Annotated in this window: 17 protein-coding genes and 3 pseudogenes; 10 read left to right on the top strand and 10 right to left on the bottom strand. The window is 42.7% G+C overall.

The genetic code is table 11. The features are described from left to right. A pseudogene (locus V7K25_RS12605) lies at positions 1 to 224 on the bottom strand (hypothetical protein); the annotation flags it as partial. A 350-nt stretch (positions 225 to 574) separates the two neighbouring features. Here V7K25_RS12605 and psbQ point away from each other — a divergent pair. From psbQ to hemJ, 4 genes are all read left to right on the top strand, one after another. Continuing rightward, positions 575 to 1042, top strand: a complete 468-nt coding sequence (gene psbQ, locus V7K25_RS12600) for a photosystem II protein PsbQ (protein ID WP_335158346.1) — start codon at positions 575 to 577, stop codon at positions 1040 to 1042. A gap of 105 nt (positions 1043 to 1147) precedes the next feature. Further along, positions 1148 to 2266, top strand: coding sequence for an NAD(P)/FAD-dependent oxidoreductase (locus V7K25_RS12595; RefSeq protein WP_335158360.1), 1119 nt, complete (start codon positions 1148 to 1150; stop codon positions 2264 to 2266). Between the two features lie 148 nt (positions 2267 to 2414). After that, a complete protein-coding gene (locus tag V7K25_RS12590; RefSeq protein WP_335158344.1) occupies positions 2415 to 3266 on the top strand; it encodes an alpha/beta fold hydrolase in 852 nt (283 codons plus the stop codon). 188 nt (positions 3267 to 3454) lie between these two features. Next, the gene (hemJ, locus tag V7K25_RS12585) at positions 3455 to 4036 is read left to right on the top strand and encodes a protoporphyrinogen oxidase HemJ (protein ID WP_335158342.1); all 582 of its coding nucleotides are present in this window, start codon (positions 3455 to 3457) and stop codon (positions 4034 to 4036) included. A 118-nt stretch (positions 4037 to 4154) separates the two neighbouring features. Here the strand turns inward: hemJ and V7K25_RS12580 are convergent, their stop codons facing one another. The 4 genes from V7K25_RS12580 to V7K25_RS12565 all read right to left on the bottom strand — a co-directional run bounded on the left by V7K25_RS12580 (position 4155) and on the right by V7K25_RS12565 (position 8750). Beyond that, positions 4155 to 5876 (bottom strand): NAD+ synthase, encoded by a 1722-nt coding sequence (locus tag V7K25_RS12580; RefSeq protein ID WP_335158358.1) that lies wholly within the window; start codon positions 5874 to 5876, stop codon positions 4155 to 4157. A gap of 56 nt (positions 5877 to 5932) precedes the next feature. Continuing rightward, positions 5933 to 6679, bottom strand: a complete 747-nt coding sequence (locus tag V7K25_RS12575) for an NUDIX hydrolase (protein ID WP_335158340.1) — start codon at positions 6677 to 6679, stop codon at positions 5933 to 5935. Continuing rightward, complete coding sequence (locus V7K25_RS12570) at positions 6640 to 7239, bottom strand: nicotinate-nucleotide adenylyltransferase (protein WP_322648461.1); 600 nt, start codon at positions 7237 to 7239, stop codon at positions 6640 to 6642. The genes V7K25_RS12575 and V7K25_RS12570 overlap by 40 nt, the downstream gene beginning before the upstream one ends. Before the next feature lie 95 nt (positions 7240 to 7334). Next, positions 7335 to 8750: a nicotinate phosphoribosyltransferase gene (locus tag V7K25_RS12565; RefSeq protein WP_335158338.1), complete on the bottom strand. Its 1416-nt coding sequence runs from the start codon at positions 8748 to 8750 to the stop codon at positions 7335 to 7337. A gap of 442 nt (positions 8751 to 9192) precedes the next feature. Between V7K25_RS12565 and V7K25_RS12560 the strand changes: the two genes are divergently transcribed. After that, positions 9193 to 9345 carry a hypothetical protein gene (locus V7K25_RS12560; RefSeq protein WP_335158336.1) on the top strand — a complete coding sequence of 51 codons (153 nt, stop codon included), beginning with the start codon at positions 9193 to 9195 and terminating at the stop codon, positions 9343 to 9345. Positions 9346 to 9860: 515 nt separating this feature from the next. On the opposite strand, the gene V7K25_RS12555 is transcribed toward V7K25_RS12560, so the two are convergent. From V7K25_RS12555 to V7K25_RS12535, 5 genes are all read right to left on the bottom strand, one after another. Beyond that, positions 9861 to 10037 (bottom strand): trehalase family glycosidase, encoded by a 177-nt coding sequence (locus V7K25_RS12555; RefSeq protein ID WP_335158334.1) that lies wholly within the window; start codon positions 10035 to 10037, stop codon positions 9861 to 9863. 2 nt (positions 10038 to 10039) lie between these two features. Beyond that, positions 10040 to 11380, bottom strand: coding sequence for a trehalase family glycosidase (locus tag V7K25_RS12550; protein ID WP_335158333.1), 1341 nt, complete (start codon positions 11378 to 11380; stop codon positions 10040 to 10042). 618 nt (positions 11381 to 11998) lie between these two features. Continuing rightward, the gene (gene treY / locus V7K25_RS12545) at positions 11999 to 14797 is read right to left on the bottom strand and encodes a malto-oligosyltrehalose synthase (RefSeq protein ID WP_335158331.1); all 2799 of its coding nucleotides are present in this window, start codon (positions 14795 to 14797) and stop codon (positions 11999 to 12001) included. A gap of 625 nt (positions 14798 to 15422) precedes the next feature. Further along, the gene (treZ, locus tag V7K25_RS12540; RefSeq protein WP_335158356.1) at positions 15423 to 17270 is read right to left on the bottom strand and encodes a malto-oligosyltrehalose trehalohydrolase; all 1848 of its coding nucleotides are present in this window, start codon (positions 17268 to 17270) and stop codon (positions 15423 to 15425) included. A gap of 426 nt (positions 17271 to 17696) precedes the next feature. Next, complete coding sequence (locus tag V7K25_RS12535; protein ID WP_335158329.1) at positions 17697 to 18101, bottom strand: thiol-disulfide oxidoreductase DCC family protein; 405 nt, start codon at positions 18099 to 18101, stop codon at positions 17697 to 17699. 159 nt (positions 18102 to 18260) lie between these two features. Here V7K25_RS12535 and V7K25_RS12530 point away from each other — a divergent pair. From V7K25_RS12530 to leuS, 5 genes and pseudogenes are all read left to right on the top strand, one after another. Then, positions 18261 to 18434: pseudogene (locus V7K25_RS12530) on the top strand (aldo/keto reductase); the annotation flags it as partial. A gap of 178 nt (positions 18435 to 18612) precedes the next feature. Continuing rightward, positions 18613 to 19225 (top strand): annotated as a pseudogene (locus V7K25_RS12525) (aldo/keto reductase); the annotation flags it as partial. A gap of 112 nt (positions 19226 to 19337) precedes the next feature. Then, complete coding sequence (dps, locus tag V7K25_RS12520) at positions 19338 to 19910, top strand: DNA starvation/stationary phase protection protein Dps (RefSeq protein WP_335158327.1); 573 nt, start codon at positions 19338 to 19340, stop codon at positions 19908 to 19910. Positions 19911 to 20225: 315 nt separating this feature from the next. Next, positions 20226 to 20942, top strand: a complete 717-nt coding sequence (locus V7K25_RS12515) for a pirin family protein (RefSeq protein WP_335158325.1) — start codon at positions 20226 to 20228, stop codon at positions 20940 to 20942. A gap of 492 nt (positions 20943 to 21434) precedes the next feature. After that, entirely contained in the window at positions 21435 to 24083 is a 2649-nt protein-coding gene (gene leuS / locus V7K25_RS12510; protein WP_335158323.1) for a leucine--tRNA ligase, read from the top strand. Positions 24084 to 24143 lie beyond the last annotated feature (60 nt).

Here is a 24143-nt window from a genome sequence, read left to right as displayed (position 1 = left end):
CGGATTTGAATTAAAATACTGCGACTTCGCCAAGATTTGCTGATACCAGGAAAGTGAAAGCCAATATCTATAGAATCTGGATCGACTAACTCCCTAGTTTCCGGGTCATTTTTCCAGGGTTTAAGATCAGATTTGGCATCAGGAAACTCGAATTTGAACAAATTAACCACTGTAGCTATGTTGCTGGCGAGTTCAAGGTTCGTTGCCTGTTCAGCTGCGTTCACTAAAAAATACTCCTATATTGCGTCGGCATCTTCCGGGATGTGAAGACAGAAAAACCGCCAGAAGGCTTATAGTATTGGTGTTTCAGCTTATCAACACCTTTGAGATTTAGCAACTCTAAATCATATTTCCCTAACAATCCTGGTTACTAGACAGTTACCAAAAATCGCTTCTTGTTGAGACTGGCTAACACCTTTTAAGTAATTATACTTAAAAAGCCGATGAAACTCTGCCGTTTGGAAAAAATATCGAGATTTTCTGCAAAATCCTTGGCTGACAAGAACGATTGACTGCGCTAGCGATCTAAAATGACACTGTGAATCGGTAAACCAAAAGCAATTAAGTTCAATATATGGTGCGTCAACGCTCGATTTTTTCATTTTTCCTAGTACTATTGGCCACATTCCTGATTAGTTGTGGTAGCCCTGGTGTTGCGGTGGCACCTCCGACTTACACAGCAATACAACTTGAAAAAATTCAGGCTTATGTTCCTGAAATTCAGGCTGTGCGCGATCGCTCACAAGAATTGACAACTCTGATTAAAAAAGGTGATTGGATCAATGTGCGTAACTTTATACATGGCCCGATAACAGAAGCAAAGCTGAATCTGACTTATGTCACTCCCAACCTTCTACCCAAAGACCAACCCACAGCACGTCAAATAACGCGAGATTTTTTTAAAGACCTGGTTAAACTTGATAAAGCTACTAGTGCTAGCAATCCTCTAGTTGCCTTGAATCAATCCCAAGCTGCTTTTGCAGATATTGACAAATTCCTCGATCTGCTTCCTAAAACCAGCAGTGAAGCAGAGGCAAGTTAAGCGCAAGGTAAGATGAGCAAAGGGGATGAGGGAACAGGGGGAGCAATTTTTACTCTCCCTGTTTCCTCATCTCCCACATCTTTCGATCTTCGTCTCAAAACAGCAATGAGTCATGTAGTTATTATCGGTTGTGGTGTAGTCGGGGCTGCGATCGCTTACGAACTGAGTCTAGTAAAAGGGCTGAAAATTACAGTTTGCGATCGGCAAGCACCAGCACAAGCTTCCACGGGCGCTGCACTTGGCGTTTTAATGGGCGTAATCAGCCAAAAAATAAAGGGCAAAGCTTGGCAGATGCGACAAACTAGCATCCAACGCTATGAAACTTTGATTCCTGAACTAGAAGCTGTAACAGGTCGTAAAATTCCTTTTAATCGCCAGGGAATTCTCAGTCTTGGTTTGGAAGAGGAAAATTTAGCAGCATGGGAAAAACTTGTAGAAGTTCGCCACTCTCAAGGCTGGCATTTAGAAATATGGGATACGGCTAAACTTAAAAATATCTGTCCTCAAGTTGATCGGGAAAAAATTACTGGCGCTGTCTATTCTCCTCAAGACCGTCAACTCGATCCAACTGCTCTCACATTAGCTTTAGTTGAGGCTGCCCAGCAAAATGGTGTAACTTTCAAATTTGGTGTGGCTGTTTTAGATGCCCAAACCTCACCACCTGAATCTTCTCCCCAATTTTGCGTTCAACTTGAGACTACAGAAGGAAAAATAGCCGCAGATTGGTTTGTAGTCGCAGCAGGGCTAGGTTCGACACCACTGACAGCAAAATTAAATCAAATAATTGATATCCGCCCCGTACTTGGACAAGCGTTGCAAATGCGTGTGGGGCATCCATTAGGAAATCCCGACTTCCAGCCAGCGATAACGCGTAACGATGTGCATATTGTTCCTGTGGGTGGTGGAGATTATTGGGTGGGTGCAACATTAGAATTTTCCAACAATGGCGATGAGATACCGCCAAATCAAGAACTGCTGGAATCTGTTAGAGAACAAGCGATCGCATTTTGTCCAGAATTAGCCACAGCAACTATTCGCCGCACCTGGTCAGGTTTACGTCCCCGCCCTGAAGGTCGCCCAGCCCCAGTTATTGGTAAGTTGCCAGGGTTTAGTAACGTCCTCCTAGCTACTGGATACTATCGCAATGGCGTTTTACTAGCACCCGCTACAGCTTATGCGATTCGTGAGATGATTATTCATCAGGGAATAGGGAATGGGGAGTAGGGAGTGGGGGAGATGAAGAAGCAGGGGGCAGGGAGCTGGGGGCAAGGGGGAGAATAAAAAATTACCTACTTTCCCCTCTGCTCCCTGCTCCCTGCCCCTCTGCCTGTTTCTAATGCCCCATGCCCAATATCCAATATAGGAAAATAGCGTGTCAATTACAGAACATAAAATCAATGTAGATTCACTGGAATGGTTTTATCGGGAATCTTTACCAATCGGTAGAACTGACTTAGCGCCTGTGTTGTTGCTACACGGCTTAGTCTCACAAAGTTATAGTTGGCGTAATATTATACCTGGTTTGGCGAATCAGGGTACAAGAGCGATCGCACCAGATTGGATTGGTTATGGCAATTCTTTAAAACCAGAAAAACGAGATTTTGCTTACACTCCCGATGCTTTTATCACAGCTTTAGAAGGATTTGTTAAAGCGCTAGAACTTGAACATTTTTCTTTAGTTGTGCAAGGATTTTTAGGTTCTGTAGGACTACAATATGCCTTACGTCATCCAGAACAAATTGCCAATATAGCTATTTTAAATACACCCATTTCAACTGCTGCCAAATTACCCTGGAAAATTAAACAAATGGGTTTGCCTTTGGCAGGTGAAGTCATGACCCAAGACCCGCTTTTGGTTGACCGAACGCTAGAAGGTGGAAGCCGTTATCGCATAGGAGATAAAGAATTAGATGTTTATCGAAAACCATTTTTAAAAAGTTCTTCATCTGGGCGGAGTCTCTTATCAAGTATTCGCAATTTACAGCTAGATTCAGCAATGAAAGAAATCGAATCTGGCTTTAAAGAATGGCAACAGCCAATTTTAATTCAATGGGGTATGATTGACCCTTGGTTACCCGTAGATATTGCTGAAAATTTTGCCAAATCCGTACCAAATAACGAATTAATAAAACTTAATAACGTCGGACATTATCCTCAAGAACACTACGCAGAAGCGATTTTAGAAGACCTTTTACCCTTTGTGCGTCGTAAAGATGCTCATTGACAATATACTTTTGGCAAAAATCGATATTATAAAAATGAAACCATAGATAAACACCGATGATTTATCTGTGGCAAAGAAATTAATTCTGGATTTTTGCCAGACTTATAATGTTATTCCAGCCTGCATTTGTGATCTTTTTATTACCATTAAAAATTCCTCACAACCACAAGTAAAGGAGATTAGTATTCATGGCTTATTCATGGTTTAAAGCCTTTCATATTGTCGGATTTGTAGTTTGGTTCGCTGGTTTGTTCTACTTAGTTCGTCTTTTTATCTATCACGTTGAAGCGAACCTTGAACCTGAACCAGCGCGAACGATACTGAAAAATCAGTATCAAATTATGGAAAAGCGTCTCTACTATATCATTACTAACCCAGGAATGTTTGTGACGATCGCAATGGCTATCGGTTTATTAACCACTGAACCGGACGTTTTAAAAGAGGGTTGGTTGCATATAAAACTCCTGTTTGTTGCCATTTTAATTGGCTATCATCATTACTGCGCTCGACTGATGAAGAAATTAGCAGTAGATGAATGTGGCTGGAGTGGTCAGCAATTACGTGCTTTAAATGAAGCACCCACCGTTATGTTAGTAGCGATCGTGTTGCTGGCTGTGTTTAAGAATAATCTACCTACAGATATCGCTGCTTGGGCTATTTTCGGCATGATTATTTTGATGGCAGTCACTATTCAACTTTACGCCAAAAAACGCAGGCAAGATAAAGAGAAGTTGGCGGCACAAATAGGACAACCACAAGAACAAAGTTAGATAAACTTCTCCATGTCTTAAACATCGCCAAGGTTTTGATAGGTTTGTAGTAAGGACAAAGCGTGCTTGAATATTTGAGGACTAAAGTCCTCACTACAAACGTATTTACCTCGCAAAATTAATGCAATAGACTAGTAGTAGCTGTAGGTACAGTTTTAGTCTGGTAGGCGTTTTTGACACCAACCCAGTTACTAGCAATTGGCATTCGCCAACCAGTTCCAAAGGCGCGATCGGTGATTTTTAAACCGGGGGGTGCTTGTCGCCGTTTAAATTCAGCCCGCGCTACCATTTGGATTACTCTGTCTACAATTACCGGATCGTGACCGGCTGCAACTATTTGTGCTGCTGATTGGTGATTATGAATCAGGCGTTGCAAAATATCGTCCAAAATTTCGTAGGGCGGTAGAGAGTCTTGATCGACTTGGCCTGGTTTGAGTTCGGCGCTGGGTGGTTTAGTCAAGACGTTTTGCGGGATGATTTCATTATTGCGATTTAACCATTGACAAAGTGAATATACACGGGTTTTAGGAACATCTGCAATCACCGCTAACCCGCCATTCATATCGCCATAGAGTGTACAGTAACCAACTGCCATTTCTGATTTGTTACCGGTAGATAAAAGCAGATAGCCAAATTTATTAGCGATCGCCATTAATAAATTACCGCGAATCCGAGATTGGATATTCTCTTCTGCCAGTCCAAACTCAGTACCTGCAAACAAATTATCCAAAGTTTGATCAAATCCTTGCATTAACTCGCCAATTGGTAAAAGATGAGTCTTAATCCCCAAATTTTCGGCTAATGCCACAGCATCACTAATGGAATGCTCGGAACTGTAAGGGGAAGGCATGAGAACACCGAGGACATTTTCTTTACCAAGTGCAGCAGTTGCGATCGCAGCTACTATTGCAGAGTCAATCCCGCCACTTAAACCCAATACTACTTTAGAAAAGCGACACTTACGAGCATAATCTCGCACTCCCAAAACTAACGCTTGCCAAATTTCTTGATCTTCCGATTTATAGACAGGTGCTATAGAACCTAATTGAAAATCCCGTTGCGCTTCATCAAATTCAACTACTACTAAATCGGTATCAAAACCACGGGCACGACACATAACTTCACCTTGACGATTCAAGGCAAAACTCCGCCCGTCAAAAATTAGGTCATCATTTCCGCCAACCTGATTAGCATAAATCATTGGTTGTTGAAAACGTATTGCACTATGCTTAAGCATTGTTTCCCGAAACTGCTCCTTACCGGCAGTGTAGGGGGAAGCAGACAAATTTACAATTAAATCTACACCCAAAATTGCTAAGTCAGCAATCGGATTTACTGCATAACTACGTTTGCCCCAGAATTCCTCATCGTTCCATAAATCTTCGCAAATAGTTACGCCAATATGGATATTATCTAGAGTGAAATAATTAGCTTGTAAGCCTGGTTCAAAATAGCGCCGTTCGTCAAATACATCGTAAGTAGGCAAAAGCCGTTTGTGAAAAACTTGCTTGACCTGACCATTTTCTAACAAAGCCATGCTGTTAAATAAAGTTTTACCACCACTAATATGTGCTTGGAGGTTCTGTTCAACAGTTCCTACTAATACAGCTAGATTTTGTGGTAAATCCTGCGCCAAGTTTTGTAAAGTGATGCCCATCGCTTCCACAAAACTAGGATTTAGTAATAAATCTCTTGGTGGATAGCCACACAAAGAAAGTTCTGGTGTCAGCAACAAACGCGCATCGCTAGATGCTGCTAGTTGTGCCGCCTCTAGGATTTTTTGGGCATTTATAAGCAAATCACCAATTGTTGGATTAATTTGAGCGATCGCAATTTTCATATTATTTGTCATTTGTTAAGAGTCATAAGTTACTCTAGACTTTGGGTAGAGATTGATTAAATAAATACCAAAGGCTTATCTTTTAAGGGAGCAAAAGCTTCAGCGTCAAACTTATACAAACTAGCTGGACGACCAGCACCTCGTGATACCTTAATTCCGGTATCGCATAAAAAACCTAACTTGAGTAGACGCGCTCGAAAATTAGAATAATCGGAAAAATTGTCACCTAAAACTGTGGCGTATAACTGATATAAATCATTCAAGGTGAACATTTCTGGCAAGACTTCAAAAGCCACCGGACTATACTCTAATTTATTTCGCAACCGCCTATGTCCATAGGCCAAAATTTCATTATGGTCAAAAGCTAATTGCGGCACTTGTTTTACCGGATACCAAGCTATACCAGTCATGCGATCGGCAATTAATTCGGCTTCTTCAAATCGCACTAGGGCAAAGTAACTAACTGATAGATAACGCACACCATAACTATCAGTTGCTTCCCGTGGATCGCGATTTGGCCCGCCAAATGTATAGAGTTGTTCTAAATAGAGATTGTTGACCTTAATTTTCTCTGCCATAATGCGATAGGCAGCATCTTCTAAAGACTCTCCTGGACGTACCAAAGTACCGGGAAGACTCCAATGATTTAGAAATGGTTCTTGCTGTCGCATTACTAGTAGAACTAACAGCCGATTTTGTATAGTATCTACAGAAAAAATTACATTATCAACACCAACCTTGAAATCGGCCAAAGGTTGTTGGTTTAACGGAGTTGGTATCTTTTTTTGTGAACGTCCTGGCATTCGTACAAATGCTCTCGATTAATATAGGCAACTACAGGGGCTGTGAGGGCTTGAGAATCTCCATGTTCGCGGTACGCTGTTGAGGAAACATCTAGACCGGTTAGACTAGCGATCGCAATCTTCCCTCCCAGCTTTTGCACTACCTCTGAACTAGATTCATCTATTGCATATCCCGGTCGCGGTACGATCAGTAGTTGCACTTGCTGTAACAAATCTTCAATGCGATACCAACGTGGTAGCTGACTCAGTAAATCTGAACCAATAATCAACGTCAATTGGGCGTCTTCACCCCAAGTAAGCTTGGCTTTTTCCACTGTTTCCAGTGTTCTGAAGCTACTCAATTTTTGTTCCAAAGCAATATTGTGCCGTGGCGCGTCTATATTCGCGATCAACAATTGCAGCATTGCCGCCCGATGTTCTAAGGGTGTTTGATGAGACTTAAATGGATTATCTGCTGCCCAAACTGCTACCCAATCATAACGCTCAGACAACCAACTCAGAATTTCTTGATGTCCAGCAGTTGGTGGATCGGCACTAGTTCCAAACAAAGCAACTCTCATAGTAATTCGTAATGACGCTCGAGGACTCGCTAACGCTGCGCTAACGTAATTCGTAATTCGTAGTTCGTAATTAAGACAGACTGAAAGAGTACTTCTTACCTCTGTGTTCTCTGTGCCTCTGCGGTTCGTTTCTTAGTTTCTTCAGTCAACTCTTGCAGCGCGGCAGAAATTTTCACCTGCGCCGAGACAGGATTATCCAAACGTCTTGTCTCCTGTGGCAAACTAGCAACTGATGCGGCGGTACGCTGACGAATTGTTGCCAACAATTCTAACGGCTGTATCCGTTCACCTTCTTGCACTACCAACTGCAACAAAGATTCTTCTTCCAAAGCAATTTCACCTAAAAGTCCTAACCTGTCTGCTTTTACCTTACCTCCCGTATACGAGCGAAAAATCTGCTTGCGTCCTGGATAAGTAACTTTACCACTAGACTGCTTCATCACTGGGATACCATCAATGTCTACAAGTTTATAAACTCCATTTACAGGTGAACCTGTAACTAGTCGCGTTCCCAGTCCGTAACCATCAATCTCGGCCCCAGCTGCTTTTAATCTGGCAATTTCCCACTCGTCCAAGTCGCCACTGACAAAAATTGGCACACCGGGGAGGAGCGATCGCACTTGTTTTGATAAGGTAACTAAATCTCCTGAGTCCAATCTCACCCCTGTTAATTGCATTTCCCCAGAATTTACTTTTTCGGCCAAGCGCCTGGCAGCAGCAATGGTATCGTAAGTATCAATCAGCAATGGCGCACCCGGAAAATATCGATGAAATGCACTAAAAGCTTGTTCTTCAGTGCCTTCTATTGCTGACAACGCCATCACCAGGGCGTGCGCCATCGTACCACTTGGCTGTTGTCCCAGTTGTAGCGCTGCTAACACATTTGAGGTGGAATCTAAACCACCTGCCAACGCCGCCCGCGCCGCCCATAAAGACCCTTGGGGACTAAATGCTCGTCTTGTCCCAAATTCTAAAAGTGTTGCTTTTTCCCCCGCTACATCCCGTAACCTTGCTGCTTTTGTGGCAATCAAAGTCTGGTAATTAATCGTATTCAGCAGGTAAGTTTCCACTAGTTGCGCTTGCCAAAGTGGTGCTTCCACCCGCAACAGTGGTTGATTGGCAAACACAGCCGTCCCTTCTGGTACTGCCCAAACATCACCTGTAAACTTTCCCTCAGCTAAAAGTGACCAAAAGCGATCGCTTGCTTGAGCAAAAATTCCCGTTGCTTGTAATGCCGCAATTTGCGCGGAACTAAAGCGGATTTTGGCTAAATATTCCAATGCCTGCGTCAGCCCCATTGCAATTAAATAACCAAAACCCTCTGGCAATCGCCTGACAGTCAACTCAAAGCTTGCCCGTCGTTGTTCTATACCTTCGCCTGTGTAACAAGCTGCCATTGTTAACTGGTAAAGGTCGGTCAGTAAGCTGTAATCATCCGCAGACAGGTTTAGTTCCTGGTTCTGCTGGCTTTGCTGTTTATATACATAGTCCAAATCTGGCAAAGTTGTCATGCAAGAGCTTCCTTACAAGATGCTTCTGCTATTTATGGTAATATTTACCATAAATAATGTCAACTCCCGACAAGTATATTTTCTGAGATTGCCGTATAACAGTAGATTAATAGGTAAATTAATACTAACTTCATAAAATACTTAATATTTTTTAATAGTAATAGCTAGCAATAATGTTAATCAAATAAGGCGGTTAATGAAAAGAAACAATATTCTTTGTTTTGCTTCGCTCTTTTCTCAACTGGGGTTGGAGAAACAACTATGTTAGAATTAGAATCAAAGGGAAAAGTTTGTTTTTCTGACAAGCTAAAGTATTGCGAAGTTATCTGAATAAACATTGCATATATTCTCAATATATTGAGAATATGAGCGAGCTTTGAATATCAGTATTAGAGTATAGGTAGGACAATTAAAGCGGCTCAAAAATAAGGAGTCCAATATTATGGCTATTTCCCAAATCATTGCCAACATAACCCAGTATATTTCTGAAGCTGCAATGCGGATTTTTGGGCCTAATGATGACGCTTATCCTGCTACAGGCGTACAACCTTTTACAGGTGAACCTTACGATAAGCGTAAAGATGATAATTGGTAGATGCTGATATAGCATTGATAAATAATACAGGAGTTAAAATTCAGAATTCAGGCGGGGGCAATTACTGGAGACTTCAGGCAAACCATATAATAGAAAACTCCGAGAATTGTAGATTTAGTTCTGTACTTAAACCCTTTTATTCAAAAGTAGTGGCGTATTACAATATGCCACCTTTGCTTTTAAACCAATTAAGGGACTTCCAACAAATAAATTACCCGATCTTGTGGGGTGGGCATCTTGCCCGCCTTTGTATATGGGCGGGCAAGATGCCCACCCCACAAAAAGTAGTTGAGTATTTTTTATTTGGAAGTCCCTAAGAATATCTCGTTCTAGTTGAATTAATGTGGCTTCTTGGCCGTTTCCCAGAATTGCCGATCTAATTCAGGAATATCTGAAATATCAATTGCTCTATCAGGGATATTTTGGAGTTCTTTAAGTCGATTGGGCGAGATGCTCATAGAGTCAAGTGTAATAAATAAAATAAAGGCGTGAGGAAAAACCTCACGCTTTTTTATTTAAACTTTTTTCCCACCGCCTGCTAAAAGTTCCAGAACAACTCCATTTGTCCAGCCAAAGCCAACTTCGTTAGAACTATATCCAAAAGAGATTTCGTCAGAAACGTTGGCAGAACAGCGTTCAACATCATATTTCTCAACTAGGGTGTTGTGACGCTCGAATTCTTTAATTACCATAGTCAGGAATTTGTTGGCAATGTGCGATCGCCTTCTGTATGAAACCCATAACGGTGAAGTCCCTGGACAGCAATATACGTCAATGGTGCCCAACCAAAGGGAGCATCCCACTGGTTCCCGGTGATATGAGTACTGGTAAGAATTCCGCCTGGGGCTTCAAACAAAGAGAGATTTTCCACGACGCGCTGGGCTTGGGCTGGAGAAGAAATTCCTAGCCATAAGGGATAAAATGTGGTAGCAAATTCGTAGCAACGGCGTTTTCCACTCTGGAAGTGATAGTCGAAATAGAGTCCTCGTTCTTTATTCCAGAGAAATTGATCGATCCGATCGCGGCGGATATCTGCACGATCGCGCCATTGTTGTTCCAGTTGTTCGTTCCCAAAAATATTATTAATGTTCGCCATATCTTGTTCTACCTGATACAGCAAAGTGTTAAGGCATACAGGAGCGTAGTGGAGGATATCAGCACTGAAGGGGCCAAATCGGTTGGTGATATCAAAACCGGACTCGCGCATGGTGCGATCGGCCTTATAAAATAGGTGGGTCAGTTTGTCATTTTCCCGATCGTAGTAAAGATTAACGTCGTAATCTTCAATCTCAAAGCTTTGGTAATATTCCTTGACGCGATCGTAGTGGCTTTTTCCCTCGTCATCGCGCTCGGAGAACACAACTTCTGGCGCGGGGCCTTCCCCAAAGGCATAAAATCTGGATAAGCCGGTTCCGGGATTCAAATGGGGCGGTACTACCCAGTAATAGTAAAATTGTTCTAAAAGTGGAACGGTTGACCTCAACCACTCTTCATCCTGGGTGTGCTGGAATAATGCCAAAACCATCATGCTGAGGACAGGGGGCTGCGATCGCGACAGCATATAAGTCCGGTTGGCATTGAGGATAGTGCCGTAATTCTCTACCTGGTACAATAATTGGTCTACCTGGCTTTGCGCTAGCTCCAATTCTCCATCGTGCAAAAGTCCTAGTAATATAAAGTAGCTGTCCCAGCCATACATTTCGTTAAAGCGGCCACCTGGGACGACATAAGGACCTGGTAGGTATAGTAACCCATGCTCTTTAATCGCTTCGACTTCTGAGGGCAAAGTGCGAATTTCAATTTCTTGCATATCTTTGGAAGATAGCGATCGCTCTAAGACAGTCTGAATGTTGGGACAATCTTCTAAAGGGGAAATGTAGACGAGCCAGGGAGTACCTGGTTTGTGGTCTAGTTTGGTATCTTTGGCAGATTGTAATAAGTGTTCGTGCGATCGGGTTAAGGTTTTCCAGGTTTTTTTGATATGGGCCCGCACGGTGTCAATCTGCGTGGTGGTAAGTGCTGGTGAGGCGATCATAATTTAATTTGACGGGGTGTGAGGAGTTTGGAAGAATTTTTTAACGCAGAGGTTTTAGGAGCTTTATCTGTGTAAGACGGATTTTTCAAATCTCTTTCCTAAAAGGCTACGGTGTACACACAAGTCTGAAATAGCTGATTAACCCAAGGTTTTACCCCACCCTAACCCTCCCCTTATAAAGGGGAGGGAACTAGATTTTCGGTTTCCCTCCAATATATCGGGGGGATTGAACTAGATTTCCGGTTTCCCCCCTTTATAAGGGGATTGAACTAGATTTCCGGTTTCCCCCCTTTATAAGGGGATTGAACTAGATTTCCGGTTTCCCCCCTTTATAAGGGGATTGAACTAGATTTCCGGTTCCCCTCCTTTATAAGGGGATTGAACTAGATTTCCGGTTTCCCCCCTTTATAAGGGGGGATTGAACTAGATTTCCGGTTTCCCTCCAATATATCGGGGGGATTAAGGGGGGTAATTCGACTTGTGTGTACACCGTAGCCTAAAAAAAGAGAGACATTTGAATTTTCCCCCTTCCCGTGTCGGGAAGGGGGTTAGGGGGTTAGGTTTTCATGGGTTTTTACACATGATTTGAATTGTCGAGCGTAAGACGGATTTATCTCTTTACTCGGCACTACTAACTAATAGGGCGACTGGGAAATGGGCGAGGGCAGATCCGATAGATAGGGTTTGTGTGGCTTGTAAGGGTTGTTGAGTGATGACGTTTTTCCAGGTGGAGGGAGTTCCAGGGGGTAATAGCAGGTGCGTATCTTGCCATACTGACTCGCCTAAGGGGTTTTCTTCTGGCTGGATGAGGTTTGTTAAAAAGCGAGGCGCGATCGCGATCGCTGTTTGATTCCCTTCCCGTCGCGCAAAGGCGATTATGTGATTGGCGTAGGTTCCCTGAACTTCTAAGGGCAGATAGTCGCCGTCCTGGAATAATAAGACATAGTTTGTTCTGGCTTGGAGTAATTGAGCCGTTAAAAACAGTTTGATTCTGCCGTCGGTTTTATCACTCAGCAACTTTTGAATTAAAGCCAGAATGTCGGTTTTCACTTGTTCGCGGATGGCGCTTAAGTAGGTGCGTCGCTGTTCAAAATCCACGGGGCGGCGGTTATCTGGATCGACTAGGCTTAGTTCCCAAAGTTCTGTTCCTTGGTATAAATCGGGTACGCCGGGAGCGCTAATCTTCAGTAGAGTTTGGGAAAGGGAATTGAAGATACCATACTCTGCAATTCGCGCTTGAAAGGGACGAAAGGCTTCTAGAAATTCCCCGGAGAGAGAAGGATCGAGTACTTTCTCAATGAAAGAGGTACAAGCTTCTTCATACTCACTATCAGGTCGCAACCATGCTGTATGCACTTTCGCTTCTCTAATTGCCTTAATTATATAGTCTTTCACCCGTTCCACGAAGGATGCATGTTCGTGTTCTGCAAAAGGAAACGCCCCTACCAGGGTTTGATAGAGAAAATACTCGTCGTTGCGATCGGGCATAGCGAACCCGTGGCGATGGCTACGATGTCCTCGATTTATGGCACTCCAGGTATTTACCTGCTGATCCCATTCATCGGGGATTTCTGAGAGGACGTTCAATCTGGCCCGCACATCTTCGCCGCGTTTGGTATCGTGGGTGGCTGTGGTGTTCATTGTGTGAGGCCAGGTTTCTTGATGCTGTTTGTTAAAGGCATGAAATTTGGCTAAGTCGATGCCAAAATGACCAGGATTTCCCCCGACTTCATTCAGCGATAGCAAACGATTGTAAACATATAATGTGGTGTCTTCTACGCCTTTTGCCATTAACGGCCCACTGTATTGCTGCATCCGTAAGACAAAATATATCCACTGTTCGCGTTCTGTTTGAGTTAGAGAATTATCAAACTCTAACAGCATTAACTTTTCAATAAAGGTCAGTTCGTTCTGCAACAGAGGCGTTTGTTCTTTGGCTTGATCGATTACTTTCTGAATGGTAGCGCGATCGCTTTCTCCAATTCCATCGGGTGTAATGTAGGTACGGTAAATTGGGAACAGTGTCAAAACTTCGGCGATCGCTCTTTTTAATCCATTCAGTGTAAAGTCATTGCCATAACGATATTTGCTGGAAACATTCTTTAATAGAAGTGCCAGATTGTCAATATCACCTGCTAAATTCTTTTCTAAAATCAAGTGTTTTTTATCCTTCACTACTGAGGCATAATCTACTCTTGAGCTAATAAAGTTCTGGTAAATTTTATCGAAGGATGATTCATTTTCTGTTTGACAAAATACGCCATTTACATAGTTGAGAAAGTCATATCCAGACGTTCCTTCAATTGCCCAGTTTTCCGGCAATTCTTCGGTGAGTTCTAAAATCTTCTCGACGGTGATATAAACATCTCCCGCCTTTTCTCGCAGCCTTTCGAGATACTGGATTGGGTTATAAAGTCCATCAATATGGTCAATCCGTAAACCAGTAAATTTGCCTTCTTCAACCAGCTTTTGAATTAAGCTGTGGGTATTATTAAAAACCCGTACTTCTTCAACTTTAACGGAAATCAATTCATTGACAGTAAAGAAACGGCGGTAGTTCATTTCTTCCGCGCCAACTTTCCAGAAGGCGAGACGGTAAAACTGATCGTTCAGTAATTCATCTAGGAGGTTAAAGCTTTCTGAATTACCGGCTTCGCCGTTGAATGTTTGGAGATTTTCATCAATGAACTCGCGGATGGCATCGTTTGAATTATAGAGTTCCCAAACCAATCCTTTAATAAATGCGATTTGGTCTTGTCGCTGTTTTCCTGCAACTTCTGAGGGCACATTTTTGAGAATGTAGAGAATCCCCAATAGCTTAATAAAATCGGGATGATTGCGTCCCAGTGTACGGGTGAGTTTACCCAGATTATGAGTGATAAATTTTGTGTAAGATTCTAACCGGAGTGGCAGTTTTAAGCTGTAATAGTTGACAGTTAAACCGTTTTGTTCGTATTGCAGTTGAATGTGTCCGTTTTCCAGAGATGCACCATAGAAATCTCCCAGTAGAGGAGCGAGAATTCGTTGTTGGCGATCGCCAAAGGGAGCATTCCAAGAAAGATCGAAGTAGTCGGTATAACTGGAATCTGGGCCGTGTTCCAATACGTCCATCAAGTAATCGTTTTCGCTGCTATAGGCCATGTGGTTTGGCACAATATCTTGTAACCAGCCCATACCAAGGGATTGAATTTCACTAACTAATGCATCAAAGGATTCATTAGTTCCGAGTTCTGGGTTAAGTTGAGTGGCATCTACTATATCGTAGCCGTGTGTACTCCCAGATCGTGCTTTGAAAATGGGGGAAGCATACAAATCGGAAATACCTAAATCTGCTAGATAAGCTGCGATCGCTTTGGCGTTGTCAAAGCCAAACTGAGGTGTAAACTGAATTCGATAAGTGGCGGTAGGAATTCGCATATTTTTTTTAAGTGGGGAATGGAAGAGACGCGATTCATCGCGTCTGTACAAAGTGGGGAGTAAGGGGGATGAGGTTTTGAGGGTAAACGCTGAACCTTTTAGAGAATATTTGAAAAGTACTCTCTCGGTAGCAACTTGGGTTATTACCCCCCTTAATCCCCCCTTATCAAGGGGGGAAACAGGAAATCTAGTTCCCTCACCTTGTAAAGGGGAGGGTTAGGGTGGGGTAAATTTTAAGGGGGGTTAGGGGAGATCAATAAGTGCCTAACATCACAGTCAACCATTTTTCAAACAACCTCTTAGCTCGAAGGTTGAGCCTTTTTGCTTGAACGTTGAGCCTTTTTGCTTGAACGTTAAGCCTTTTTGCTCGAAGGTTGAGCCTTTTTACTCGAAGGTTGAGCCTTTTTGCTCGAAGGTTGAGCCTTTTTACTCGAAGGTTGAGCCTTTTTACTCGAACGTTAAGCCTTTTTGCTCGAAGGTTGAGCCTTTTTACTCGAACGTTAAGCCTTTTTGCTCGAAGGTTGAGCCTTTTTGCTCGAACGTTAAGCCTTTTTGCTCGAAGTTAAGCCTTTTTACTCGAACGTTAAGCCTTTTTGCTTGAAACTTTAAGTTCTAACTCTCCCCCTCATCCTTTTTCATAGAGTACTAAACTAGTAGATTGTAATTTTACTTCTTGACCCACAGACAGATGTTCAGGAGCTTCAGAACCATGCCCAGACCATGAGGTATCAGCAGAGTCTAACAATTTATTAGCATTTTGCTCAAACGGCAGAGTCACTGTCACTGGAGACGAATTGAAATTCATCACAAAAATTAGTTCACTTGATTCGCACCAACGACGCACAATTACCAACTCCTTTTCTTCATCGTTAGTCGCTTTGATGGAGTTGCGGTCTTGATTCAAAAGTGCTGGATGCGTCTTGCGTAAATTAATTAACTGGCGATACCAATCCCACAGAACTTTGTGCTTACCGTCATTGCGTAATTCCCAATTGAGTTTAGACTTTAGGAAAGTTTCTGACGATTCGGGATCTGGGGGATCATCTGCGAAGTGAAATGCTTCAAATTCTTCTCTGCGTCCGGCTCGAACTGCTTGAATTAAATCTGGATCGGAGTGACTAACAAAGTAAATGAAAGGTGCTGTTTCGCCATATTCTTCTCCCATGAACAACAGGGGTAAGTTGGGCGACAGTAGCACAGCCCCAGCAGCTAACTTTAATCCCTCAAAAGAGATTCGCTGGCTGAGGCGTTCTCCTTTCATTTGATTGCCGATTTGATCGTGATTCTGAATACAGATTGTAAATTGTGATAGGGGGCGATCGCTGCAAGATACGCCATGAAATCGTTTGCGGTGTGGTGCGTACTTCCAATCGTAGACAAAAGTATCTTCATAAGCTTTTGCCAACTGAGCAGTTTGCCCAAAATCTTGATAATATCCTTGGCGATCGCCTGTCAACAGTGCGTGCAATGAATGGTGAAAATCATCACTCCACTGGGCATCAAGACCATATCCACCCAATTCTACTGGACGAATTATTTGTGGATTATTCAGGTCACTTTCGGCAATTAAATGGCGTTTCCATTTTTGCCCTTGTTGTGAAAAATGATGAACTGCTTCCGCTAGTTCCCACAGAAAATGCTTCGCCCCCAAGTCGTAAATTGCTTGAATGGCATCCAGCCGCAATGCATCTATGTGGAAGTCGCGCAACCAGTAAAGCGCATTTTCGATAAAATAATTTCGCACACCCTGACTATGGGCATCGTCGAAATTCAGCGCTTCGCCCCACGGCGTTTTATAGGTTTTAGTAAAGTAGGGCGCGAACTGACTCATATAATTGCCTTCTGGCCCAAAGTGGTTATACACCACATCCAGCACTACGGCAATTCCGTGTTGATGACAAGCATTTACTAGTTGCTTCAGTTCGGCTGGGCTACCGTAAGAATTTTGTACAGCATAAGGGTAAACGCCGTCATAACCCCAGTTGCGGTATGCAAGAGTTGCTTCAATATGGGTATCTCCCGGAAACTGGGAGATCGGCATGATTTCAATGGCGTTTATTCCCAGTTCTTTTAAATCCGGTAAGCGGGGAATAATGGCGGTGAAAGTTCCTTCAAGCGTGAAAGTCCCAACGTGAACTTCATAGAAAATCATCGACTCTACAGGAATCCCAGTCCATCCTTCATCAGTCCAATCAAAGTGTTGATCGACAATTTGCGACGGCCCATGCACCCCTTCCGGTTGATACTGCGACGCAGGATCGGCAAAAGCATCTTGCCCATTTAAGACATACCGATAAAGCGTACCTGGATATACATCGTTGACTTTCGTTTGCCAGTATCCCTCAGACTGAGGCTTGAGCGGAATTAACTGCTGTTCTGGCGTCAAAATTTGTACCGTGACACCATCTAATAGCGGAGACCAAACTGTAAATTCACACTCTCCGTCACCCAAGTAGTTAGCACCTATTCTCACGCAGTATCCTCCCATCAGTTCCAGTTTGTTGTGCCGAATTGTGGCGCGATGGCGTACCCGCCCGCCATAGGCGATCGCAAATGTCATTGATTGCACAATATTTACAAACACGCCAGATAGCATAATGGTTGGTCTACCGGGCTTTTAGCTAGCATCTGTAGGCGGATTTTTGACCAAAATAAATTCTCTCCAATGACCAAAGAAGCAGGGGAGCAGGGGGCAGGGGGCAGGGGGAGAAAGATGCTGGAATTCCCCAGCAGTCTAGGGTTACGAGCTAATAAATGTATTTATGCTTAAGGAAAAAATATTTATTTTGAGCGGAAAGTGCGACGATAAATAATGCGTACTTGTCTTCGAGCCAATACATTTATTTATAGGGTTTCCCCTCATTCCCCTGCCTCAGACGAATACCCTCACCTTTACTACCTACGGCTTGCAGCTACCATCCACACAGTATGCCGATTGATATGTATTAGAACGCTTACCAAATATGGTGTAGCGATTATCGCGGATTTGTTCGTAAAAGCGATCGCCTGCCCATTTCATCCCCGGTAATGCTCGATAAGCGTCTACAAATATACTTCCTGCTGGCAATAATCGCCCAATTTCTTCAGCTGCATTACTACCTTGCCAACGTCTCTGAGGTTCATTACCATCAATTAAAATCACCCCCTGTTCACAGTCTTGGGCTGTAATTCCCCACCGTAAAAGTGTCTGATCATCTTGCATAGGACTGTAGCGAAACAGCTTTCCTTGGTCTAAGGTTTCTAGCAATTGCACTAGAGTAACGCAGAGATTACAATTCCCATCGTAGATTACGTAGTAATTCATAAAAATAATTGACTTGTCAGATGTGTATAAATACAACTTTGGTATTTTAGCTTAGAAAACCGTAGCGATCGCTCTTGCTTCAGTAATGCAGTGCTAAATAATCCGATTCACCTCAGCCAAAATAAAATTTCATTTGTTAAATACGCATAATGTCGTCTCGACCCTAACGCCAGTGGAAACCATCGCAAGAACTTAATCCAGTCTTTAGAAGGTAGCCTGAAACGACTGAATACTGATTATATTGATTTATTCTGGTTACACGCTTGGGATTTCACAACACCTATTGAAGAAGTATTGCGATCGCTTGATGATGTAGTCCGTCAAGGAAAAGTACTTAAGGGACTTCCAAATAAAAAAATGTTCCAAAACTGAGGCAAAAACTCTCTCTATTTCTTCTCTGTGCGTTCTCTGCGCGGCAGTCGCTCATGGGGGAAACCCCCAAGACCGCGCTGCCTTGTCTCTGTGGTTCGTTTCTTGGAATAATTTATTTCTTGGAAGTCCCTTACATCGTATTTCTGACACACCCGCTTGGATCGTTTCCCAAGCAAATACTATCGCTCAATACCAAGGATGGACGCAGTTTGTCGCCCTGCAAATTGAGTATAGTTTAATTCAACGAACACCAGAACGTGACTTGCTACCGATGGCTAAAGCCTTGGATTTAGCAGTAACACCGTGGTCGCCTTTGGGTGGTGGTGTGCTTACAGGTAAGTATAATCAGCCTCCTCAAGAGACTAGCTAGCGAACAAGGAAGATTAGTAAATCCAGCGTTTGGAACTATTTCAGAACGGAATTTAGCGATCGCTCAAGTTGTCAGTGAAGTTGCAACCGAAATTGGACACACACCTTCACAAATAGCATTAGCTTGGTTACACGCTCAAAGTGGTGTGATTATTCCGATAATTGGGGCACGTAAATTAACGCAGTTTCAAGATAATTTAGCTTCTTTAAATATCACCATCTTGCCAGAACATTTGCAACGTTTAAATGAAGTGAGTCAAATTGAACTAGGTTTTCCCCATGACTTTTTGCACAATGATGTTATTCGCGATGCCTGCGGTGGGCTGCGCCTACGCCTTTTCGGTGGTACATTTAATACCATAGAAAACCATCGCATTAACTAATAGTAATAAACTTTAACATAATCAGGCGTTAATTCAATCCATCGTCAGAGAGTTTCGCACAATCAAACAATTCTGTAGAGTTAGATATAAAAGGCATTAACAACGTAGAATCATGAGCGACAACAGTATTGCATCACGTTTGTACCCTACCCGCATTGATATTCCCGCCGAAGCGCGAGTGCAAATCGTGGTACTTCTCAACCAAACTTTAGCAGCTACTTCTGATTTAAAAACTCAAGCAAAGCAAGCGCACTGGAATGTTAAAGGTACTGACTTTTACCAGTTACACCTATTATTTGATGAGCTTGCTGGGGAATTAGAAGGATACATTGATATGGTCGCTGAACGCGTTACAGCTTTAGGCGGATACGCTTTTGGAACAGCCCGCGCCGCAGCTAGGAATTCAATTTTGCCAGAATATCCCTTAGATATTTTGGATGGTAAAGATCACGTAACAGCTTTGTCAGATCGTTATGCACTCTATGCTAAACATCTCCGTGAAGCGATCGATAAAACAGATGACTTAGGCGATCTCGACACTGCCGACCTTTACACCGAAATTTCCCGTACCATTGACAAACGCCTCTGGTTCTTAGAAGCTCATCTGCAAGTAGCAGAAATTAAGGCAGAGAATGGCAAAGCAAGTGCTACTACAACTCAAAAGATACCTGTTTCTGTAAAATAAGCACTTTTGAGAAAAGTAGTCTTTCTTAAATCTAGTAGTATCTTTTTAGTAAGTACGTCACTTTTAAGTGCGTACTTTTCATTTTATATGTATATACTTTATTATTGAAATAGCTCAAAACTAGGTCAAAAAATTTCAGAATATTTTCGACAAGCGATATCTCAAGATTAATACTTCAACTTCAATAAGCTAGTTGCTTTGTGAAAAATTATGCTAATTCCATTCTGATTCCTAACTATTGTACAGACGCTATTCATCGCGTCTCTTGTACAATTCATCGCGTCTCTAAATACTGATTAACAACAAGGTAAATATATGTCTCAAAATACAATTAGCCATCTAATTCATGATAGAAACGCCCGCGGTCACGCTAAAATGGGCTGGCTCGATAGTTATCACACATTTTCCTTCGGTAGTTTTTACGATCCCAACCGCATGGGATTTCGTTCTCTGCGAGTAATTAACGACGATCGCATCGCCCCTGGTGCTGGATTCCCTACTCACAGCCATCGTGACATGGAAATCCTCACTTATGTCCTAGAAGGTGCTGTAGAGCATAAAGACAGCTTGGGTACTGGGTCAGTAATTCGTCCTGGTGATGCACAGATTATGAGCGCTGGAACTGGAATCAGCCACAGTGAATTTAATCCTTCACCAGATGAACCACTACACTTGTTACAAATCTGGATTCTTCCCGATGAAGAAGGGTTGACACCAAGATATGAACAAAAAGCTTTTCCTCTGGAAGAAAAGCGCGGCAAACTCCGCTTAATTGCTGCTAAAGATGGGCGCGATGGTGCTGTGACAATTCACCAAGATGTTGATTTATACACATCTGTTTTAGAGTCAGGTGATGCTGTTAATTATCAAGTTAAACGCGATCGCTATGCCTGGTTACAAATAGCCCAAGGTATAGTTAACTTAAATGGTGAAGAACTCAGAGCAGGCGATGGAGTGCAAATCAACGGCGAAGAACAGCTAGAAATTAGCACCAACATCGGCGGCGAAATCTTACTTTTTGATTTAGCCTAATCTAGGAATCCTGAGTCATTGCTGAGAAACAAGATCCCCCACTTCGTAAAAGTTGTGGGGGATATTTAGGTTACAAAAATTTCTCGATTGGCATGCAAGTATAGGTATTGCATTGGGAATCGTAAAGATAGGGACACAAAATCACAATAGTTTTGAAGTATCCCTTTTGTAGTATAAAATTACTATAGGGATAATGTTTGATTTCTGAAAAAGCTCAGTACAGATAGATCGAAAAGCCTAATTCCCTACTCCCTACTCCCCACTCCCCACTCCCTGCCCACGTAGATAATTTCAGAAATCAAATACGATTCCTATATTAGCTTTAGTCACGGATATAAGATAGATAGGAATAGGGGGTAGAAAAAAATAGTAAATTGATTTTGTAAATTAAATTAGAAAATTACTATACAGATAATTCCCTCAAAATAGTGGCTCAAATGTACTAGTAAGGGTCAAATACTAAAAAATTAGTAGAAGTAAAGTGTAACAGGCATGAAACCATTGGAATTACGTGATTCTGTTGATTCTCGATATAACCCAGCAGCGATTGAGGAAAAATGGCAAAAAACATGGGTAGAACTTGGCTTAGATAAAACACCGACAGCTAGCAACAAGCCAAAATTCTACGCTTTATCCATGTTCCCTTATCCATCGGGCAGCCTACACATGGGTCACGTCCGTAATTATACGATTACCGATGTGATTGCCCGCCTTAAAAGAATGCAAGGGTATCGAGTAATACATCCAATGGGTTGGGATGCCTTTGGCTTGCCAGCAGAAAATGCCGCCATTGACCGTGGTGTACCGCCAGCAAAGTGGACTTATCAGAATATGGCCCAAATGCGGCAACAATTGCAGCGTCTTGGTTTATCCATTGACTGGGAATGTGAACTTGCTACTTGTTCACCCGATTATTACAAGTGGACACAATGGATTTTCTTGCAGTTTTTGCAAGCGGGGTTAGCTTACCAAAAAGAAGCAGCAGTAAATTGGGACCCTATTGACCAAACTGTATTGGCAAATGAGCAAGTCGATAACGAAGGACGTTCTTGGCGCAGTGGCGCAATAGTTGAGCGCAAATTATTGCGACAATGGTTTTTCAAGATTACCGATTACGCCGAAGAATTACTCAATGACTTGGATAAGTTAACAGGTTGGCCGGAACGCGTTAAATTGATGCAGGCAAACTGGATTGGCAAATCTACAGGCGCTTACTTAGAATTTCCCATCATTGGGATAGATGAAAAAATCGCCGTGTACACCACACGTCCAGATACCGTTTATGGTGTCAGTTACTTAGTATTAGCACCAGAACATCCCTTAACAAAGCGTGTCACTACAAAAGAACAACAAGCGGCGGTAGAAGCCTTTATTAAAGAGGTTTCCAATCAAAGTGAGTTGGAACGTACTGCTGAAGACAAACCAAAGCGGGGTATTTCCACAGGAGGGGTGGCAATTAACCCATTTACAGGGGAAGAAGTGCCGATTTGGATTGCTGACTATGTACTGTATGAGTATGGTACTGGGGCAGTGATGGGTGTACCAGCCCACGATGTCCGAGATTTTAAGTTTGCTAAAAATTACGATTTGCCAATTGATTTTGTCATCGCTTCCCCAGATGATGTTGCAGGTTTTGACTTAACTCCAACATCAGAGATTAATGAAGTCACACAACTCATCCAAATTGAATATAACCAGGCATACACTGAACCAGGAATTTTAATTAATTCTGGGGCTTTTACTGGTATGACTTCCACAGATGCTAAACAAGCAATCATTGAATACGCCGAACAACAAGGTTTTGGGAAAGTGCGGGTGCAATATCGCTTGCGGGATTGGTTAATTTCGCGGCAACGTTACTGGGGCGCACCCATACCTGTAATTCACTGTCCCAACTGTGGGATAGTGCCTGTGCCTGACAAAGATTTACCAGTCCAGTTGCCGGAAGAGGTGGAATTTACTGGACGCGGCGGTTCACCTTTAACTCAGTTGGAAAGCTGGGTAAATGTGCCTTGTCCAACTTGCGGCACTCCAGCGAAGCGGGAAACTGACACGATGGATACTTTTATTGATTCCTCGTGGTATTTCTTGCGCTTCCCTGATGCTAAGAATGAACAACAGGTTTTCGATTCTAGTAAAATCAATGGCTGGATGCCAGTTGATCAGTACGTTGGTGGAATTGAACACGCGATTTTACATTTGTTGTATTCGCGCTTCTTTACTAAGGTACTACGGGACAGAGGTTTGTTAAACTTTGATGAACCCTTCCAACGCCTGTTAACTCAAGGTATGGTACAAGGTTTAACTTACACAAATCCTAATAATAGTGGTAAAGATAAGTGGGTTCCCTTTAATCTTGTAGACCCAGATGAACCACGAGATCCTAAGACAGGTGAACCACTGCAACTCGTTTATGCCACCATGTCTAAATCAAAAGGCAACGGTGTAGCACCAGAAGATGTAATTGCTAAATATGGTGTAGATACAGCGCGAATGTTCATCTTATTCAAAGCGCCGCCAGAAAAAGACCTGGAATGGGATGAAGCCGATGTAGAAGGACAATCCCGCTTTTTAAATCGGGTTTGGCGTTTGGTGACAGATTATGTTGCGGCTGGGGTATCCCGTAAGCAAGCCCAACTCGCTGATTTAACTAAGGGAGAAAAAGAATTGCGACGGGCGATTCACAGAGCTATTCAAGCGGTGACGGAAGATTTGGAAGACGAATATCAATTCAACACAGCTATTTCCGAATTGATGAAGTTGAGTAATGCTTTAACTGATGCCGATGGGAAAAATTCACCAATTTACGCAGAAGGTATTCGGACTTTGGTGATGTTACTCGCACCATTTGCACCACATATTGCTGATGAATTGTGGCATTTATTGGGTGAAAGTAATTCAGTTCACACTCAAACTTGGCCGTCATTTGACCCGGCTGCTTTGGTAGCTGATGAAATCACTTTAGTGATTCAAATTATGGGCAAAACTCGCGGCTCGATTCAAGTACCAGCACAAGCAGATAAAGCAGCGTTGGAGAAATATGCCCGTGAATCAGAAATTGCCCAACGTTACATCGAAGGTAAGGAGATTAAAAAGGTAATTGTCGTGCCTGGAAAGTTGGTGAATTTTGTAGTTAGCTAAGTACAGCTTTAGGTTAAATCGTGGCGAATTGAGGGTTTAAATTTAAACGCAAAGGGGAGG

Source organism: Nostoc sp. (genome assembly GCF_036919495.1).
Classification (GTDB): domain Bacteria; phylum Cyanobacteriota; class Cyanobacteriia; order Cyanobacteriales; family Nostocaceae; genus Nostoc.
Note: the sequence above shows the minus strand (reverse complement) of the source record. Positions and strands in the feature narration are given on the sequence as shown.

What these genes read in the sequence shown, in the direction of transcription:
- psbQ (WP_335158346.1), top strand. Translation starts at nt 575, where the DNA reads ATGGTGCGTCAACGCTCGATTTTTTCATTTTTCCTAGTACTATTGGCC.
- V7K25_RS12595 (WP_335158360.1), top strand. Translation starts at nt 1,148, where the DNA reads ATGAGTCATGTAGTTATTATCGGTTGTGGTGTAGTCGGGGCTGCGATC.
- hemJ (WP_335158342.1), top strand. Translation starts at nt 3,455, where the DNA reads ATGGCTTATTCATGGTTTAAAGCCTTTCATATTGTCGGATTTGTAGTT.
- V7K25_RS12580 (WP_335158358.1), bottom strand. Translation starts at nt 5,876, where the DNA reads ATGAAAATTGCGATCGCTCAAATTAATCCAACAATTGGTGATTTGCTT.
- V7K25_RS12575 (WP_335158340.1), bottom strand. Translation starts at nt 6,679, where the DNA reads ATGCCAGGACGTTCACAAAAAAAGATACCAACTCCGTTAAACCAACAA.
- V7K25_RS12570 (WP_322648461.1), bottom strand. Translation starts at nt 7,239, where the DNA reads ATGAGAGTTGCTTTGTTTGGAACTAGTGCCGATCCACCAACTGCTGGA.
- V7K25_RS12565 (WP_335158338.1), bottom strand. Translation starts at nt 8,750, where the DNA reads ATGACAACTTTGCCAGATTTGGACTATGTATATAAACAGCAAAGCCAG.
- V7K25_RS12560 (WP_335158336.1), top strand. Translation starts at nt 9,193, where the DNA reads ATGGCTATTTCCCAAATCATTGCCAACATAACCCAGTATATTTCTGAA.
- V7K25_RS12555 (WP_335158334.1), bottom strand. Translation starts at nt 10,037, where the DNA reads ATGGTAATTAAAGAATTCGAGCGTCACAACACCCTAGTTGAGAAATAT.
- V7K25_RS12550 (WP_335158333.1), bottom strand. Translation starts at nt 11,380, where the DNA reads ATGATCGCCTCACCAGCACTTACCACCACGCAGATTGACACCGTGCGG.
- treY (WP_335158331.1), bottom strand. Translation starts at nt 14,797, where the DNA reads ATGCGAATTCCTACCGCCACTTATCGAATTCAGTTTACACCTCAGTTT.
- V7K25_RS12535 (WP_335158329.1), bottom strand. Translation starts at nt 18,101, where the DNA reads ATGAATTACTACGTAATCTACGATGGGAATTGTAATCTCTGCGTTACT.
- dps (WP_335158327.1), top strand. Translation starts at nt 19,338, where the DNA reads ATGAGCGACAACAGTATTGCATCACGTTTGTACCCTACCCGCATTGAT.
- V7K25_RS12515 (WP_335158325.1), top strand. Translation starts at nt 20,226, where the DNA reads ATGTCTCAAAATACAATTAGCCATCTAATTCATGATAGAAACGCCCGC.
- leuS (WP_335158323.1), top strand. Translation starts at nt 21,435, where the DNA reads ATGAAACCATTGGAATTACGTGATTCTGTTGATTCTCGATATAACCCA.